Annotated in this window: 12 protein-coding genes; 5 read left to right on the forward strand and 7 right to left on the reverse strand. The window is 63.2% G+C overall.

Translation table 11 applies throughout. The features are described 5' to 3' along the window. Nucleotide 1: 1 nt before the first annotated feature. The 6 genes from ACF8FG_RS07805 to putP all read right to left on the reverse strand — a co-directional run bounded on the left by ACF8FG_RS07805 (nt 2) and on the right by putP (nt 7,783). Nucleotides 2–1,405, reverse strand: coding sequence for a PIG-L deacetylase family protein (locus ACF8FG_RS07805; RefSeq protein ID WP_070384415.1), 1,404 nt, complete (start codon nt 1,403–1,405; stop codon nt 2–4). Continuing rightward, nucleotides 1,402–2,298 carry an antimicrobial resistance protein Mig-14 gene (locus ACF8FG_RS07810; RefSeq protein ID WP_014592620.1) on the reverse strand — a complete coding sequence of 299 codons (897 nt, stop codon included), beginning with the start codon at nt 2,296–2,298 and terminating at the stop codon, nt 1,402–1,404. Before ACF8FG_RS07810 ends, ACF8FG_RS07805 begins: the two co-directional genes overlap by 4 nt. Next, nucleotides 2,298–3,428 carry a glycosyltransferase gene (locus tag ACF8FG_RS07815; RefSeq protein ID WP_076402327.1) on the reverse strand — a complete coding sequence of 377 codons (1,131 nt, stop codon included), beginning with the start codon at nt 3,426–3,428 and terminating at the stop codon, nt 2,298–2,300. Before ACF8FG_RS07815 ends, ACF8FG_RS07810 begins: the two co-directional genes overlap by 1 nt. Then, on the reverse strand, nt 3,412–5,169 hold the full coding sequence (locus tag ACF8FG_RS07820; protein WP_003249431.1) for a carbamoyltransferase: 1,758 nt from the start codon (nt 5,167–5,169) through the stop codon (nt 3,412–3,414). Before ACF8FG_RS07820 ends, ACF8FG_RS07815 begins: the two co-directional genes overlap by 17 nt. Before the next feature lie 192 nt (nt 5,170–5,361). After that, nucleotides 5,362–6,198, reverse strand: a complete 837-nt coding sequence (locus ACF8FG_RS07825; protein WP_010955521.1) for a 23S rRNA (adenine(2030)-N(6))-methyltransferase RlmJ — start codon at nt 6,196–6,198, stop codon at nt 5,362–5,364. 106 nt (nt 6,199–6,304) lie between these two features. Then, the gene (gene putP / locus ACF8FG_RS07830) at nt 6,305–7,783 is read right to left on the reverse strand and encodes a sodium/proline symporter PutP (protein ID WP_041167205.1); all 1,479 of its coding nucleotides are present in this window, start codon (nt 7,781–7,783) and stop codon (nt 6,305–6,307) included. A 72-nt stretch (nt 7,784–7,855) separates the two neighbouring features. Here putP and ACF8FG_RS07835 point away from each other — a divergent pair, with 72 nt between their 5' ends. Beyond that, on the forward strand, nt 7,856–8,074 hold the full coding sequence (locus ACF8FG_RS07835) for a hypothetical protein (protein ID WP_134697803.1): 219 nt from the start codon (nt 7,856–7,858) through the stop codon (nt 8,072–8,074). 64 nt (nt 8,075–8,138) lie between these two features. Further along, on the forward strand, nt 8,139–12,092 hold the full coding sequence (putA, locus tag ACF8FG_RS07840; RefSeq protein ID WP_019437555.1) for a trifunctional transcriptional regulator/proline dehydrogenase/L-glutamate gamma-semialdehyde dehydrogenase: 3,954 nt from the start codon (nt 8,139–8,141) through the stop codon (nt 12,090–12,092). Nucleotides 12,093–12,625: 533 nt separating this feature from the next. Here putA and ACF8FG_RS07845 read toward each other — a convergent pair. Then, the gene (locus tag ACF8FG_RS07845; RefSeq protein ID WP_019437554.1) at nt 12,626–13,309 is read right to left on the reverse strand and encodes a hypothetical protein; all 684 of its coding nucleotides are present in this window, start codon (nt 13,307–13,309) and stop codon (nt 12,626–12,628) included. Nucleotides 13,310–13,451: 142 nt separating this feature from the next. On the opposite strand from ACF8FG_RS07845, the gene ACF8FG_RS07850 reads away from it, so the two are divergent. The 3 genes from ACF8FG_RS07850 to ACF8FG_RS07860 are packed head-to-tail and all read left to right on the forward strand — an operon-like array spanning nt 13,452 to nt 18,047. Beyond that, the gene (locus ACF8FG_RS07850) at nt 13,452–15,254 is read left to right on the forward strand and encodes an acyl-CoA dehydrogenase (RefSeq protein WP_318078822.1); all 1,803 of its coding nucleotides are present in this window, start codon (nt 13,452–13,454) and stop codon (nt 15,252–15,254) included. 31 nt (nt 15,255–15,285) lie between these two features. Then, a complete protein-coding gene (locus ACF8FG_RS07855; protein WP_014592626.1) occupies nt 15,286–16,728 on the forward strand; it encodes a TldD/PmbA family protein in 1,443 nt (480 codons plus the stop codon). Then, nucleotides 16,728–18,047 carry a TldD/PmbA family protein gene (locus tag ACF8FG_RS07860; protein WP_318078821.1) on the forward strand — a complete coding sequence of 440 codons (1,320 nt, stop codon included), beginning with the start codon at nt 16,728–16,730 and terminating at the stop codon, nt 18,045–18,047. The genes ACF8FG_RS07855 and ACF8FG_RS07860 overlap by 1 nt, the downstream gene beginning before the upstream one ends. Nucleotides 18,048–18,136 lie beyond the last annotated feature (89 nt).

Genomic DNA, 18,136 nt, shown 5'->3' on the forward strand with positions numbered 1-18,136 from the left:
CTTACAGGTCACGCCGCCAGAACAGTTCGTGTCGGCGCACGGCCTTGCGGAAGAATTCGTTCTCCCCATAAGGCGATGGCTGTCGCCCGGCAAGCCAGCGTTGCAGCAGACGGCGCAGGCGGCGCTTGAACGGTGCCGGCGGCTGCAGGTCGTGCATCATGCCCAGGGCCATCGCCTTATCGCGCTGAGTCGCGCAGTCCAGTACCAGGCTGCAGGGTGCCCAGGCCTGGGCAGCGCTCAATTGCGGCGGTAAAGCCACGCCATCGCCACTGTCGCCCATCGGCCAGCGGTCGTTATCGTGCAGGTGGTTGGCGTAGCACAGCAAGGTTTGTGGCTGCCAGGTCATGCCTTGCAAGGCTTCCAATACCGCCGCCTGAGCGCAGATATGGTCCGGATGGGGGTCTAGCTGCGGGTGCGGCATCACCAGCACCTCTGGTTTGGCCAGCTCCAGCAAGGCTCGCAGGTCGGCCAGCAGGTTGTGCCAGGTGGGTGCGCCATCACGGTCGCCCGGTAACGGGAACGGGTTGAACTGGCGGAACACGCGGATATCGGCCAGGTCGGCTTCACGTGAGGCGGCCGGCTGGTCGGGTGCTGCCTGCATGGCAGGCAGCTGCAGGCAAAAGTAGCCCAGCTGTATGCAACGCGACTCCGGCACGCCGGCCCAACGCGGCACCACGATGCTGTCCCAGGCACGCAGGCGCCCCTTCAGGCGCGCGGCCTCGGCCTTTGCCAGGCCCATCTGCTGGTAGTGCTCGGCCTCTATCTCACCGGCGGTCAGGGTCACCACCCAGCTTTCGTCGGCCTGGCTGTACAACCCATACGCGGCCAACTCGGCGTCGTCGGCATGTGGCGCGATCACCATCACCCGGCGCTGCTGCAGCTCGACCGAGGGGGTTATCCACAGACGCAACTGGCCCTGCAGCCGGCAATGCCGGCCGCGCAGTCGCAACGTACCGGCCTGCAGTGGCGCAGCAAGACCCGTCAGGTTAAGGAAGCGCACGCCATCAACGCCACGCTCGAACGCTTGCCGATCGGCCTTTTCGCCAGCCAGCAGCTCGACCCGAGGATCGAGAAAGCGGCCCAACCAGCTGCTTTTTAGCCGCAGTTCAAGCACCAGGGTTTCGTCGCCCTGCAACGTGCAATCAGCCTTGAGCCAGCCATCGTGCAGGCTGGCAGGAACCTGCTGCACCTGATCGCCGAAGTCGTAGGCATAGTCCTCACCCGGTGCATAGAACAGGTGGTCGGCAAACCAGGCCTCATGGGCAGCCCAAAGCAGCGGCAACAGAAGCAGTGGCAGCCACCACCAGCTGAAAACACCGAGGGCGACCAGCGCAACCAGGCCCGCCAGCAGCCCCAGGCGTTTGTTGCGCCGGTGGCGCTTGAGCAACTGCTGCTTGCGGCTCACGCTTGATACACCGGCACAGGGTTGCACCAGCGGTCCTTGTACTCACGATCAGCACGGCCGAACGAGAACCGCAGCGGCTTGTTGCGCGACCGGGCGTCTTCCCAGGCGGCCTGGGTATTGAGGAAGCTCAGCACGCTGCCTGGGCTGAAGGCCTTGGTTTCAGGGTCGACGCCGCCATTGATGTACTCGACGCTGATCCACTCCGGCGCTTCTACGCGGTACACCAGCTGGATGGCAATCGGCTTACCGTCCAGCAGCAACACCGAGCCGATCAGCAGCTCACGCAGGCGCTCCAGCACATCGGCCATACGCTCGGCACCGGTGGCCGGAAACCCCCAGCGGCGCAGGAACAGGTCGCAGTACATGCTGGCGATTTCCTGAGCACTGAAGTCGCTGATCGGGCGTACCACACCACCCGCCTCTTCCAGCAGGCGCAGTTCACGGCGCTGGTTGTAGCGGAACTTCTTCGACAGGTCTTCAGGCGCCCGGGCCATGGCCAACTGCTCCTTCTGCGCCTTGAGGCCGCTGAAGCGGCCCTGGTTCAGTTCGGACAGGTAACGCATTGTATGGCGCAACGGCGCAGCGGCATCAGACGCCGCCGGCAGAATGATCTCGGCATTACCGAGGTCGAACAGGGCCTTCTTGCCAGTACGCTTCAGCACGTCCTTGGACAGCGCCAGGTGACGCCCCCAGGCCGGGATGGCGGCTTTCAGCTCGCCAGCCTGGTGCCAGCCCAGGTAACGCACCGGGATCTGTGCCAAGTCCGCCAGTTGCTCGACAACCAGCGGATGGGTGGCGACACTGCCGCCAAAGCGCGCCCACGCCTGGGCATAAGCCTTGGCATCGATAGCTTGCCAACCGCGTTCGCGGAAGGCCTGGATACGATTGAGCATCAGGCCTGCCCCACCAACGCGCGCACCTGTGGGAGTTGCCAGAAGGCCTCGCGCACCGCCTGGTCAGAGAAACGCTCACCCAGGCGTTGCAGCATGTGCCTGGCACAGGCCTGGCGCTGCCCAGCATCCAGTACGGCCATGTGCTGCAGGCCCTGGGCCAACTGCGCGGCGTCGCCCAGCGGGAACAGCACGCCAACGCCCTCGACCACTTCGCGGGCTCCGCCACAGGCCGTGGCCAACACCGGCACACCGGCAACCATCGCTTCGAGCAGGACCATGCCGAACGGCTCGTGATCGGAACTCAAAGCGAACACGTCGAACGCCTGGAAGTAACGGCGCGCATCCGGTATCTGGCCAAGAAAGTCGACTTGCCCGGCAATGCCAAGCTCGGCAGCCAACGCCTTGAGCCTCGCCTCCAGACGCCCCTTGCCGAGAATTGCCAGGCGGGCGCCAGCCGGCAGCCCCGGCAGTGCCTGGGCAAAACCGCGCAACAGGGTGGCCTGGTCCTTGTCCGGGTGCAGGCGCCCGACATTGCCGACGATCCACGCCTGGGGATCCAGGCCCAAGGCCTGGCGTGCGTCAGTGCGCGGCACCAGGGCTGCTTGCAGGGCGTCGATGTCGATGCGGTTGTACAGGGTCTGGATGCGTTCGGCCGGCCACTGCGGCAAGCAACGGCGCATATCGTCACGTACCGCGTCCGAAACACCCAACAGGCTCAGACGCTTGCTGAACAGGTTCGCGAACAGGCGGCGGCCTTTGCGCTGGTAGTCGCCAAAGGCATGGTGCACACCAATCACCGGCAGGCCGGTCCCAAGCAGGGCAACGTAGATCGGCTTGAAGCGGTGGGCGATGCAGAAAGCGAAATTGCGCTCGGCCGCAATGCGCCGCAATGCACGGATGGCGCCGAGTTTCAGGCCACGCACGGCCTTGGAACTGAACTCAAGGAACAGCACCTCGTCCGACGCACAGCCAGCCGCCACCTGCGCATCGGCGGCGCCAGTGAGGAACACCGTGGTCACCTGGTACCCACGCCCCTGAAACAGGCTGGCGTACTGACGGGCGCAGTCCAGGAACGGCCCGTCATAGCCATGGCAGAACTGCAGGATGCGCGGTTCAGAGCGGCTGGTCATACGGGGCCGCGCCGTCCTTCACAACCAGGATGTCTTCCATGATCAGGTACTGCAGGTCCGAGCCGAAGAACATGTTCAGGGCATCCGTCGGCGAGCAGATCATCGGTTCACCACGACGGTTCAGCGAGGTGTTCAGCGACACACCGTTGCCAGTCAGGTCTTCCAGCGCCTTCATCATGTCGTAGTAACGCGGGTTGTACTCGCGCTTGAGCACCTGGGCACGCGAAGTGCCGTCCTCATGCACCACTTCCGGCACGCGGGTCTTCCACTCTTCAGCGACTTCGAAGGTGAAGGTCATGAACGGCGCGGGATGGTCGACCTTGATCATCTGCGGGGCGACAGTGTCGAGCATCGACGGGCAGAAAGGTCTCCAGCGTTCACGGAACTTGATCTGGTGGTTGATGCGGTCAGCCACGCCTTCCACGCTTGGGCAACCGATGATCGATCGGCCACCCAGGGCACGCGGCCCGAACTCCATACGGCCCTGGAACCAGGCTACCGGGTTGCCATCGACCATGATCTGGGCGATCTGCTGCGGCATGTTCTCGAGTTTGCGCCACTTTGGCTGGTTCGGGTGACGGGCGCAGGCGGCGATCACGTCCTCGTTGGAGTACGACGGGCCGAGGTAGACGTGCTCCATCTTCTCGACCGGAACGCCACGGGCGTGGGAAACATAGGCGGCGGCGCCAACGGCAGTCCCGGCGTCACCGGAGGCCGGCTGGACGAACAGCTCTTTCACGTCCGGACGGGCGATGATCTTCTGGTTGAGCTTGACGTTCAGCGCACAGCCGCCGGCGAAGGCCAGCTTGCCGGTTTCACGCAGGGTGTCGCCCAGGTAATGGTCGATCATCTGCAGCGCCAGTTTCTCGAACAGCGCCTGCATGCTGGCGGCGTAATGGATGTACGGCTCGTCGGCGATGTCGCCTTCGCGCTTGGGGCCCAGCCATTCGATCAGCTTTGGCGAGAAGTAGAAGCCCTTGCCCTTCTCTTTATAGCGGCGCAGGCCGATAACGTTGGCGTACTCGGTGTTGATCACCAACTCGCCGTTTTCGAAGCTGGCCAGACGCGAGAAATCATACTTGCTGGCGTCGCCATACGGCGCCATGCCCATGACCTTGAACTCGCCATCGAGCATTTCGAAGCCCAGGAACTCGGTGATGGCACCGTAAAGGCCACCCAGCGAGTCCGGGTCGAAGAATTCCTTGATCTTGTGGATCTTGCCGTTTTCGCCGTAACCAAAGAAGGTGGTGGCGTACTCGCCCTTGCCGTCAATGCCGAGGATTGCGGTTTTTTCCTTGAAACCCGAGCAATGATAAGCACTGGAAGCGTGGGCCAGGTGGTGCTCGACCGGCTCGATCTTGACCTTTTTCGGGTCGAAGCCCAGTTGCTCCAGGCACCAGACGATCTTCTTGCGATAGCGCTTGTAGCGACGGTTGCCCATCAGGATGGCATCGAGTGCACGATCCGGGGCGTACCAATAGCGCTTGGCATAGTGCCACCGCGCCTTGCCGAACAGGCTGATCGGGGCGAACGGGATGGCTACCACGTCGACGTCGGACGGCTTGATGCCTGCCTGTTCCAGGCAGAACTTCGCCGACTCGTAGGGCATGCGGTTCTTCGCATGCTTGTCACGCACGAAGCGCTCTTCTTCGGCGGCGGCAATCAGCTTGCCGTCAATGTACAAGGCCGCGGAAGGGTCATGGCTAAGGGCGCCGGACAGGCCAAGAATCGTCAATGCCAAGGGATTAGCCTCTTCATTCGGTAAAAATGCGCCAGCGGCCTCGTGGGCGGATGGCGGCTAAAGGGCGGGATTATAACGCAAACATTGGAGGCACACCGCCCCCTTGTAGGAGCGGGTTCACCCGCGAAGCAGGCAACGCGGTGGATGGCACCGGCGTAGCCGGTGTTCGCGGGTAAACCCGCGCCTACAGGTTTACTCGGCGATCAGCCAGTCCATGCGGTAACTACCGGCGGTCTGTGCCAGCTCTTTGGCCAGCCATGGCAGCAGCTCCTTAAGTTCATCCTCCAGCCCCCACGGCGGGTTGGCGATGGCCAGGCCAGAGCCGTTCAGCCCCTGCGGGCTGTCCTGGTGATGCACATACAGCTCAACCCGCAACAGTTTCGGCGCGCCGGTGCTGGTCAGGTCCTGGTAATAGCGGGTCAGCGAGCGCTGGTCCTTGATCGGGTACCAGATGGCCGCAACAGTCTGGCGCATGCGGCCGATCGCCTCTTTCATGGCAGTGGTGCAGCGCTTGAGCTCATCGGCCTGCTCGAACGGCGGGTCGATCAGCATGATCGCGCGCTTTTCCTGCACCGGCAGCAAGGCCCGGGGCACATGCCAGCCTTCACCCAGGTGCACGGTCACGCGCGGGTCTTTTTTCATGTTTTCTTTGAGGAGCGGCCCGTCTTCGGGGTGCTTCTCGTTGAGCAGGGCGCGGTCCTGCTGGCGCATCAGGCGACGGGCCAGTTCGGGCGACCCCGGGTAGTAGCGCAGCTCGCCATCGGCATTCAGGCGCTTGATGATGCGCAGGTAGTCGTCGGCCATGGCCGGCAGGTCATCGCGATTCCACAGGCGGGCTACGCCTTCCAGGTACTCGCCGGTACGGCTTGCCTGGTCGCCTTGCAGGTCGTACAGACCGAGCCCTGCGTGGGTATCGATATAGGCGAACGGCTGCTCCTTGCGCGACATCAGGGCGATGAGGCGGGTCAGCACGATGTGTTTGAGGACGTCGGCGTGGTTGCCGGCGTGGAAGGCGTGACGATAGTTCATGGCAACTCCTGCGAAGGCGGCAAGTTTACCTTGCCTTGCAGGCGGAGTCAGGCCTGGCTGCTGATTGGCGGCACCCGCAAAGCAGGCGCCGCCAATTCAACGGATGTTACTTGTCGGCGTGATACGCCGCATCAGCCGCTTCGAAGCGCTTGACCATCGTCTGCGAAGGGCTGCCCAGCTTGCTCACCAGAACAATGGCGATGCTGGCGAACAGGAAGCCCGGGATGATTTCGTACAACCCGAGGGTGTCGAAGTTCTTCCACAGGATCACCGTCAGCGCACCCACCACGATACCGGCCAGCGCACCGTTACGGGTCATGCCTTTCCACAGCACCGAAATCAGCACCACCGGGCCGAAGGCGGCACCGAAGCCAGCCCAGGCATAGGCCACCAGGCCCAGCACGCGGTTTTCCGGATTGGCGGCCATGGCGATGGCGATCAGGGCCACGGCCAGCACCATCAGACGGCCGACCCACACCAGCTCGACCTGCGAAGCATTCTTGCGCAGGAAGGCTTTGTAGAAGTCTTCGGTCAGGGCGCTGGAGCACACCAGCAGCTGGCAGCTCAGGGTACTCATGACTGCGGCCAGGATGGCCGACAGCAGGACACCCGCAATCCATGGGTTGAACAGGATCTTGGCCAGCTCGATGAACACACGTTCGTGGTTCTCGCTAACCGGGCCTGCCAGTTCAGGATGGGCCGAGAAGTAGGCAATGCCGAAGAAGCCAACGGCACAGGTACCCGCCAGGCACAGGATCATCCAGGTCATGGAAATGCGGCGCGCCTTGGCGATCGACTTCACCGAATCAGCGGCCATGAAGCGCGCCAGGATATGCGGCTGGCCGAAGTAACCCAGGCCCCAGCCCATCAGCGAGATGATGCCGATGAAGGTGGCACCCTTGAGCATGTCGAAGTTCGCCGGGTTCACCGCCTCGATAGCGGCGAAGGTCTGGTCGAAGCCACCGGTGGAGATCAGCACGATTACCGGGGTCAGGATCAGCGCGAAGATCATCAACGACGCCTGTACGGTATCGGTCCAGCTCACCGCCAGGAAGCCACCAACGAAGGTATAGGCGATGGTCGCCGCTGCACCAGCCCACAAAGCGGTTTCGTACGACATGCCGAAGGTGCTCTCGAACAGACGGGCACCGGCCACGATGCCGGAGGCACAGTAGATGGTGAAGAACACCAGGATGACGATGGCGGAAATGATACGCAGCAGCCCGCTATTGTCTTCGAAACGGCTGGAGAAGTAGTCCGGCAGGGTCAGCGCGTCACCGTTGTGTTCGGTCTGCACGCGCAGCCGGCCGGCCACAAACAGCCAGTTCAGGTAGGCACCCACTGTCAGGCCGATGGCGATCCAGGCCTCGGACAGGCCCGCAAAGTAGATGGCACCGGGCAGGCCCATCAGCAGCCAGCCACTCATGTCGGAGGCACCGGCAGACAGCGCGGTAACCACGCTACCGAGGCTGCGACCACCCAGAATGTAATCGGAAAGGTTGTTGGTAGCGCGATAGGCGGCGAAGCCGATCAGCACCATTGCTGCGATGTAGATCACGAAGGTGATCGTTAGTGGATTGCCCATGCGTGTGCCCTGGCGTTTGTTTTTATCATGCGCAACCACATCGTTGGCGGTTGCACCCAGGCGGCGAATGCTATGCAACAACGCAAAGAAGGTGCAACCATTTTTCTTTTGCAAGTTGCACCTGCCCGTGCAATTTCCGACAAAGCCCACTTCTTGCTCCTTTCGGGAGCAAAAAACCGCTTTTTCAGAATAAATCGCACCGAAAGCGCCCCTTTTCAGGGTATGGGAATAGCTGTCGGACGAGTTGCACCTTTCACACGAAAAATTCGGGTTGCACCTGGTTGCACCTGAATTGTCCTACAGATACTCTTGACGCCAGCTTAGGCCACAACCGTGGCAATAACGAGGATAAGAAATGGCGACTACCACCCTTGGGGTCAAACTCGACGACCCGACCCGTGAGCGACTCAAAGCAGCTGCGCAGTCCATTGACCGCACGCCGCACTGGTTGATCAAGCAAGCGATCTTCAACTATCTGGAGAAGCTCGAGGGTGGCGCCACCCTGACCGAACTCAACGGTCATGCCAGCAACCCGGCCGACGATGCCGGTGAAATCCAGGCCGATCACAGCCACCAGTGCTTCCTCGAATTTGCCGAAAGCATCTTGCCGCAGTCGGTACTGCGCTCGGCGATCACCGCTGCCTACCGCCGCCCCGAGCAGGAAGTGGTGCCAATGCTGCTGGAGCAGGCGCGCCTGAGCGCGCCGCTGGCCGACGCCACCAACAAGCTGGCCGCAGGCATTGCCGAAAAACTGCGCAACCAGAAAAGCGCCGGCGGCCGTGCCGGTATTGTCCAGGGCCTGCTGCAGGAGTTCTCGCTGTCATCCCAGGAAGGCGTGGCGCTGATGTGCCTTGCCGAAGCCCTGCTGCGTATCCCCGACAAAGGTACCCGTGATGCCCTGATCCGCGACAAGATCAGTACCGGCAACTGGCAGCCGCACCTGGGCAACAGCCCGTCACTGTTCGTCAACGCCGCCACCTGGGGGCTGCTGCTGACCGGCAAGCTGGTCAGCACCCATAACGAAACCGGCCTCACCTCCTCGCTCACCCGCATCATCGGCAAGAGCGGCGAACCGATGATCCGCAAGGGCGTCGACATGGCCATGCGCCTGATGGGTGAGCAGTTCGTCACCGGCGAGACCATTGCCGAAGCCCTGGCCAACGCCAGCCGTTTCGAGGCCAAAGGCTTCCGTTACTCCTACGACATGCTCGGCGAAGCCGCACTGACCGAACACGACGCGCAGAAGTACCTGGCGTCCTACGAGCAGGCCATCCACTCGATCGGCAAGGCCTCGCATGGCCGTGGTATCTATGAAGGCCCAGGCATCTCGATCAAGCTGTCGGCACTGCACCCGCGCTACAGCCGGGCCCAGTACGAGCGCGTGATGGAAGAGCTGTACCCGCGCCTGCTGTCGCTGACCCTGCTGGCCAAGCAGTACGACATCGGCCTTAACATCGACGCCGAAGAAGCCGACCGCCTGGAGCTTTCGCTGGACCTGCTCGAACGCCTGTGCTTCGAGCCATCCCTGGCTGGCTGGAACGGCATCGGCTTCGTTATCCAGGCCTACCAGAAGCGCTGCCCGTACGTGATCGACTACGTCATCGATCTGGCCAAGCGCAGCCGCCACCGCCTGATGATCCGCCTGGTAAAAGGCGCCTACTGGGACAGCGAGATCAAGCGTGCCCAGGTCGAAGGCCTGGAAGGCTACCCGGTCTATACCCGCAAGGTGTACACCGACGTGTCCTACGTCGCATGCGCCCGCAAGCTGCTGGCCGTACCAGAAGCCATCTACCCGCAGTTCGCCACCCACAACGCCCACACCCTGTCGGCCATCTACCACATTGCCGGGCAGAACTATTACCCGGGCCAGTACGAGTTCCAGTGCCTGCACGGCATGGGCGAGCCGCTGTACGAGCAAGTGGTCGGCAAGATTGCCGATGGCAAGCTGAACCGCCCGTGCCGCGTGTATGCACCGGTCGGCACACATGAAACGCTGCTGGCCTACCTGGTGCGCCGCCTGCTGGAAAACGGCGCCAACACCTCGTTCGTCAACCGCATCGCCGACCACTCGATTTCCATCCAGGAACTGGTCGCCGACCCGGTGGCCAGCATCGAGCGCATGGGTACCCAGGAAGGCAGTATCGGCCTGCCGCACCCACGCATCCCGCTGCCGCGCGATCTGTATGGCACTGAACGAGCCAACTCGGCCGGCATCGACATGGCCAACGAACACCGCCTGGCATCGCTGTCCTGCGCCATGCTGGCCACCGCTCACAATGACTGGAAGGCTGCCCCGCTGCTGGCCTGCGCCGCCAGCGAGAGCGCTGCCGCACCGGTGCTGAACCCGGCAGACCACCGCGACGTAGTCGGCCATGTGCAGGAGGCCACCGTTGCCGACGTGGACAACGCCATCCAGTGCGCACTGAACGCCGCGCCGATCTGGCAGGCCACCCCGCCAGCCGAGCGTGCTGCCATTCTGGAGCGCACCGCCGACCTGATGGAGGCCGAGATCCAGCCGCTGATGGGCCTGCTCATTCGCGAGGCCGGCAAGACCTTCGCCAACGCCATCGCCGAAGTGCGTGAAGCCGTGGACTTCCTGCGCTACTACGCGGTGCAGGCACGTAACGACTTCAGCAACGACGCCCACCGCCCACTGGGCCCGGTGGTGTGCATCAGCCCGTGGAACTTCCCGCTGGCGATCTTCACCGGCCAGGTGGCCGCAGCCCTGGCTGCCGGCAACCCGGTACTGGCCAAGCCTGCCGAGCAAACCCCGCTGATCGCCGCCCAGGCCGTGCGCCTGCTGCTGGAAGCGGGCATCCCAGAAGGCGTGCTGCAGTTGCTGCCGGGCCGAGGTGAAACCGTCGGCGCCGGCCTGGTCGGAGACGAGCGCGTCAAAGGCGTGATGTTCACCGGCTCCACAGAAGTGGCCCGCCTGCTGCAGCGCAACGTCGCTGGCCGCCTGGACAACCAGGGCCGGCCGATCCCGCTGATCGCCGAAACAGGCGGCCAGAACGCGATGATCGTCGACTCCTCGGCACTGACCGAACAGGTCGTGATCGACGTGGTGTCCTCGGCCTTCGACAGTGCCGGCCAGCGTTGCTCGGCCCTGCGCGTGCTGTGCCTGCAGGAAGACTCCGCCGACCGCGTGATCGAAATGCTCAAGGGCGCCATGGCTGAAAGCCGCCTGGGCTGCCCGGACCGCCTGGCCGTGGACATCGGCCCGGTGATCGATGCCGAAGCCAAGGCCGGCATCGAGAAGCACATCCAGGGCATGCGCGAGAAAGGCCGCCCGGTCTACCAGGTCGCGATTGCCGATGCTGCCGAGATCAAGCGCGGCACCTTCGTCATGCCAACCCTGATCGAGCTGGACAGCTTCGACGAGCTGAAGCGCGAAATCTTCGGCCCCGTGCTGCACGTGGTGCGCTACAACCGCCGCAATCTGGACCAGCTGATCGAGCAGATCAACAACTCCGGCTACGGCCTGACCCTCGGCGTGCACACCCGTATCGACGAGACCATCGCCAAGGTGGTGGAAACCGCCAACGCCGGCAACATGTACGTCAACCGCAACATTGTAGGTGCAGTGGTGGGCGTGCAGCCGTTCGGTGGTGAAGGCCTGTCTGGCACCGGCCCGAAAGCCGGCGGCCCGCTGTACCTCTACCGCTTGCTGTCGACCCGCCCGGCCGACGCCATTGGCCGCCACTTCCAGCAGCAGGACGGCGAAGGCAAGCCAGACCGCACCCTGCACGAACAGCTGATCAAGCCGCTGCACGGCCTGAAGGCCTGGGCCGAGAACAACCAGCTTGCCGACCTGGCCGCGCTGTGCAGCCAGTTCGCCAGCCAGTCGCAGAGCGGCATCGCTCGCCTGCTGCCAGGCCCGACCGGCGAGCGCAACAGCTACACCATTCTGCCGCGGGAGCACGTACTGTGCCTGGCAGACAACGAAACCGACCTGCTGGCGCAGTTCGCCGCGGTACTGGCCGTTGGCAGCTCGGCGGTGTGGGTTGACGGTGAACCGGGCAAGGCTCTGCGCGCCCGCCTGCCGCGTGAGCTGCAGGCCAAGGTGAAGCTGGTCGCGGACTGGAACAAGGATGAAGTGGCGTTCGACGCAGTAATCCACCATGGCGACTCGGACCAGCTGCGCGGCGTATGCCAGCAGGTGGCCAAGCGTGCCGGGGCGATCGTTGGGGTGCACGGGCTGTCCAGCGGTGATCACCAGATTGCGCTGGAGCGCCTGGTCATCGAGCGCGCGGTGAGCGTGAACACTGCAGCGGCGGGTGGTAACGCCAGCCTGATGACCATCGGCTAATGGCTGAGGGTTGTTGAAGAAGAAGGAGAGCCTCGGCTCTCCTTTTTTATGCGTGCATGTCCTGAAGCAGGGGCTGGACTAACAGGTGCTCACCAGAACGTGGTCATGCCAACGCTGACTGGGTGTCTTCTGTTGTTACCGTTTATCCCCTGGAAATTCTCGGCTGCCTGGGCCGGTCCTTTCGCGGGTAAACCCGCTCCTACCACGGTGACGGACAGTTGGATAGAGGCCGTCGTAGGAGCGGGTTCACCCGCGAAAGGGCCGGCCCTGCTGGCCAATCTCCCCCCGCCGTTCACCGTTGCCGCCACCACCGTACTCGCGGGTAAACCCGCTCTGGTGGACACACATTGGGGGTTGGACACAGGCCGCTGTGGGGTTTTCCCGCGAAAGGACCCGTCCAGACAGACTTATCAAAAAAGCCTTGCAGCAGGCTCCTACCCCAACATCGTATTGTCTTCAAGGAAAGTGGAAACGCGGGGTGGATCGGGGACTATCCGGAGCTCCCCTCAGACAGAGCTCCGGCCAAAAGTTGCTCAAACCATTGGTGAAAGCGCAATCAAAGCAAACAACTGTGCTGCCATAAGCCCAATACCCAACAGCATCCAAAGCCAATTTGCCAGCGTGAACCGGCTGTTGGCCTTCCCTTCTTTGTCACCCGCACTGAAATTGATGCCCTTCTGCATGAACACCAGAATGATCAGCCAAGCTGCCTGAATGGCTAAGCCCGCAAAATAGGCCGGCCACAGCTGGCCTTCCAACACGACGCTGGCAGCCACCCAGACAACGCAAAAACCGTAATAGCCCAGCGTGAGCCCCAGGATGGACCACGGATAAGTTTTACCTGAGTCGCGAATATGGTCATTTGCCCTTCTCAATAATGGATAGATGAAGAACACTGCAAAAGCGCTTCGCCAGAGCGGACTTACGCGCTCTCCCGTTTTCTCTCTATGCAGACTCCAACTTTGATAGAAGCAATAAACCCAGTAGAAGCCCAAGGTAAAGAAAGTCATTACACCAAATTTCATGGGCGAGACTACGAAGAAGGGAACCTGGTTGCCGTTGGCCTCAGCCAAGTCAGCGTGATGGGCATCACTCATCTGAAACGTTTCCTTGTGAACACCAAAACGCACATTCAAGGCCAACTGACATTCGATCCGCAGCAGTTCATTTCCGATCGGGAATGTGGGAAACGTCTCTATATTGTCCCGAGCAGGCATTACACGACCTGACCTTGCGCTGGTTTCACCAATAACCGGCAGGCTTCCCGGCGTTCTCAACCCATATCACGCAAACCTATTAACCTGTCCCCAGTCTCACCACGCTCCTACACTCGCAGCATCCCGCCTCAGGACCGCCACCATGCCCGAGACCTTGCTCAGCCCCCGCAACCTCGCCTTCGAGCTTTACGAAGTCCTCGACGCCGAAGCCCTGACCCAGCGCCCGCGCTTCGCCGAGCACAGCCGTGAAACCTTCGATGCGGCACTGACGACCGCCCGCACCATCGCCGAAAAGTATTTCGCCCCGCACAACCGCAAGGCCGACGAAAACGAGCCACGCTACGTGGACGGCCGCGCGGAGCTGATCCCCGAAGTGAAGCCCGCCGTCGATGCCTTCCTCGAAGCCGGCTTCCTCAACGCCAACCGGGACTTCGAGGTCGGCGGCATGCAGCTGCCCAGCCTGGTCTCGCAAGCCTGCTTCGCCCACTTCCAGGCCGCCAACGCCGGCACCACGGCCTACCCGTTCCTGACCATGGGTGCGGCCAACCTGATCGAGAGCTTCGGCTCCGATGAACAGAAGCGCCTGTTCCTGCAACCGATGATCGACGGCCGCTACTTCGGCACAATGGCGCTGACCGAACCCCACGCCGGCTCGTCGCTGGCCGACATACGCACCCGCGCCGAACCAGCAGGCGACGGCAGCTACCGGCTCAAAGGCAACAAGATCTTCATTTCCGGCGGCGACCACGAACTGTCGGAAAACATCGTGCACATGGTGCTGGCCAAGCTCCCGGACGCCCCGCCCGGGGTCAAGGGCATCTCGCTGTTCATCGTGCCCAAGTACCACGTAAACCCGGACGGCAGCCGCGGCCCGCGCAACGATGTGCTGCTGGCTGGGCTGTTCCACAAAATGGGCTGGCGCGGCACCACCTCCACAGCCCTGAACTTCGGCGACAATGGCCAGTGCGTCGGGTACCTGGTCGGCCAGCCGCACCAAGGCCTGGCCTGCATGTTCCAGATGATGAACGAAGCACGTATCGGCGTTGGCATGGGGGCGGTCATGCTCGGTTACGCCGGCTACCTGTATTCGCTGGAGTACGCCCGCCAGCGACCGCAAGGCCGGCTGCCGGACAGCAAAGACCCGCTCAGCCCGGCAGTACCGATCATCGCGCACACCGATGTGAAACGAATGCTGCTGACACAAAAGGCTTATGTAGAAGGCGCCTTCGACTTGGGCCTGTACGCAGCGCGCCTGTTCGACGATACCCAGACCGCCAACGACGAAACGTCGCGCAACCAAGCGCAGGCGCTGCTCGACCTGCTGACCCCGGTCGTCAAGTCCTGGCCTTCGACGTTCTGCCTCAAGGCCAATGAACTGGCAATCCAGGTTCTCGGTGGTCACGGCTACACCCGCGAATACCCGGTAGAGCAGTACTACCGGGACAACCGCCTGAACCCGATCCACGAGGGTACAGAAGGCATCCAGTCGCTCGACTTGCTCGGTCGCAAGCTGGCCCAGAACCAAGGTGCCGGGCTCAAGCAACTGATCCGCCTGATCGCCACAACCGGCGAGCGTGCAAGCCACCACCCTGAACTCGACCCACTGCGCCAGCCGCTGGAGCAACTGGTCAACCGCCTGCAGGGCGTCACACTGGCCCTGCTAGGCGACATGGTCCAAGGGAAGGTCGCGGGCGCCCTGGCGAACTCGGCCTTGTACCTCAAGGCCTTCGGCCACTGCGTAATCGGCTGGCGCTGGCTGGAACAGGCCATTCACGCCGAGCTTGGCCTGCAGAAAGGTCACCCTGCCGATCGCGACTTCTATCAGGGCAAGCTGCAGGCCGCGCGTTATTTCCTGACCTGGGAAGTACCGGGCTGCCATAATGAGCTGGCATTGCTCGAAGCACACGACGATACCTGCCTCGGCATGCAAGACGGGTGGTTCTAGGGGGAGCCACCGTGTACACGGAGGCATCCGCATGTTCGATTCCAGCGCCCTGCTGCGCCAGCGCTTTGCTGCGCTGCGCAGTACGGCCGAGTTGTTTTCCCTGCGCCATGTGAAACAGTCGCACCAGGCGCTTTCGGTGCGACGCAACGTTGCCGAACCGCCCTTCTTCAGCCAGGATGAGGGCGCCATGCTCACCGTGCGGGTCAATGGCGTGGAGGCCTACGCTGCCACCGCCGACCTGTCCCAGGCTGGCCTGCAGCGCGCCCTTGAGCAAGCCGAGGCGCTGGCGCGGCAAATCGCCCGGCACAGCCTGCTGGACCTGCGCGAACAAGCCGTGACCAGTGCACGCCACGACCATGTTTCGCCCAACTTCGACCAACCCGTGCCCAACCTCGCCGACTGCCTTGGCCTGCTCGCCACCGAATCGGCCAGCGTGCCCAAGGACAGCCGTTTGGTGGACTGGCAGGCCAGCCTGGGGCTGAGCCTGGTCGAGCAAACCTACCTGAACTCGGCCGGCGCCGAACTGCGCCATGCCCAGCGCTTCCTGTTCCCGGGCCTGGGGGTGACCGCCAGCGACGGCCAGGACAGCCAAAGCCGCAGCCTGGGCCGCGACAACTTCGGCCAACAGGGTGGTTTCGAGATCATCGAGCGCTGCGGCCTGGTCGGCGCGGCCAGTCGGGTGGCCGACGAAGCGCTGCAACTGCTGTTGGCGCCGAACACCCCCAGTGGCCCGCGTGACCTGCTGTTGATGCCAGACCAGATGATGCTGCAGATTCACGAATCCATCGGCCATCCGCTGGAGATGGACCGCATTCTCGGTGACGAGCGCAACTACGCCGGCACCAGCTTCGTCAAAGCCAGCGACTTCGGCCACCTGCAGTACGGTTCCAGCCTGCTGAACGTGACCTTCGACCCGACCATTGGCGAAGAGCTGGCCAGCTACAGTCATGACGACGACGGCACCCCGGCCAGCAAAGCGTTCCTGATACGCGACGGCCTGCTGCTGCGCCCGCTGGGTGGCGCGCTGTCTCAGTTCCGCTCTGGCCTGGACGGCGTGGCCAACAGCCGTGCCTGCGGCTGGAACCGCGCGCCGATCGACCGCATGGCCAACCTCAACATCGAGCCGGGCGACCAGTCTTTCGAGCAACTGATCGGAGGCATCGAGCACGGCATCCTGATGCGTACCAACCGATCCTGGTCCATCGACGATGCGCGCAACAAGTTCCAGTTCGGCTGCGAATGGGGCCAGTTGATTGAAAGTGGCGAGCTCAAGGGCATCGTCAAGAACCCCAACTACCGCGGCATCTCCGCGCAGTTCTGGCGCAACCTGTCGGCGGTTGGCGACCACAGTACCTTCCAGGTGCTGGGCACGCCCAACTGTGGCAAGGGCGAACCCAATCAGGTGGTGCGGGTCGGCCACGCCTCGCCTGCCTGTGTGTTCCGCCAGATCGATGTATTCGGAGGAGACGCGTGATGAAACAGGCTTTCGAAACCCTGGTCGGGGAGGTGCGCACCGCCCTTCAGGCGGGCGAGCAGTTCACCCTCGGTTACAGTGCCGAGCAATCGCAGTTCGTGCGTTTCAACCATGCCAAGGTGCGCCAGGCCGGCGAAGTGAGCCAGGCCACTGTGCAATTGCGGCTGATCCACGATGGCCGCCAGGCTGAACAGCAAGTGACCTTGAGTGGCGATGCGCAGCTGGATCGCCAGCGCCTGGCGGATGCCCTGGAGCAGCTGCGCCAGACACTGCCGCTACTCGCCGTCGACCCTTATCTGCGCCTGGACGAGAGCCCCTGGCACAGCCATAGCCAGCAAGCGCAGGCGCTGCCAGACCTGAACGAAGTGCTGACACTGCTGGAGCGTAATGCCGGTGACCTGGACCTGGTCGGTATATACGCCGCTGGCCCAGTCTGCCGGGGCTTCGCCAGCTCGTACGGCGCGTTCGGCTGGCACCAGGCCAACAGCTTCAACTTCGATTGGAGCTTGTTCCACCCAAACGGCGAAGCGGTGAAAGCCAACTATGCCGGTCAGCTGTGGAACGCCGACGACTTCAGCGCACGCCTGCGCCAGGCGCGGGAGCAGTTGGGCTTTCTTGGGCGCCCGGCGGTGACCCTCAAGCCAGGCAGCTACCGCGCTTTCCTGGCGCCGGCAGCGATGGACGAGATCGCCGGCATGTTGTGCTGGGGCGGTTTTTCCGCGCAGGCCCTGGCGACTGGCAACAGTGCCTTGCAGCGCCTGTACAACGGCGATGCGCGGCTTAGCCCGTTGGTCAGTCTAACCGAGCAGGTCAGCGGCTCGCTTAGCCCGGCATTTTCCGATGAAGGTGCGCCGCGCCTGGATGTGCCGCTGATCCAGCAAGGCGAGGCCCGGCAGCGGTTGATCAGTGCACGCAGTGCAGCCGAGTTCGAGCTGCAGGCCAATGGCGCCGACGGCTACGAGTCGCCCTGTGCGCTCAGCCTGGCGCCGGGCAATCTGGCCAGTGCGCAGATCCTTGAGCGTCTAGGCACCGGGCTGTACGTCAGCAACCTGTGGTACCTGAACTACTCGGACCTGCCAGCGGCGCGCATGACAGGGCTGACCCGCTTCGCCACTTTCTGGGTAGAAGACGGGCAGATCCAGGGGCCGGTGAGTACCATGCGCTTCGATGACAGCCTGTACAGCTTGCTGGGCAGCCAGCTGGAGGACCTGACCCAGGAGCGCGAGATGATTCTGTCGACCAGTACTTATGGACAGCGCAGTACCGGGTCGAGTCATTTGCCCGGGGCACTGGTCAAAGGCCTGACCCTGACATTGTGACTGGACTTGCCGGCCCCTTCGCGGCTAAAGCCGCTCCTACAAGGAACGCGTAACCCTTGTAGGAGCGGCTTTAGCCGCGAAAGGGCCGG

The organism is Pseudomonas sp. YQ_6, assembly GCF_043103245.1.
Taxonomy (GTDB): Bacteria; Pseudomonadota; Gammaproteobacteria; order Pseudomonadales; family Pseudomonadaceae; genus Aquipseudomonas; species Aquipseudomonas alloputida.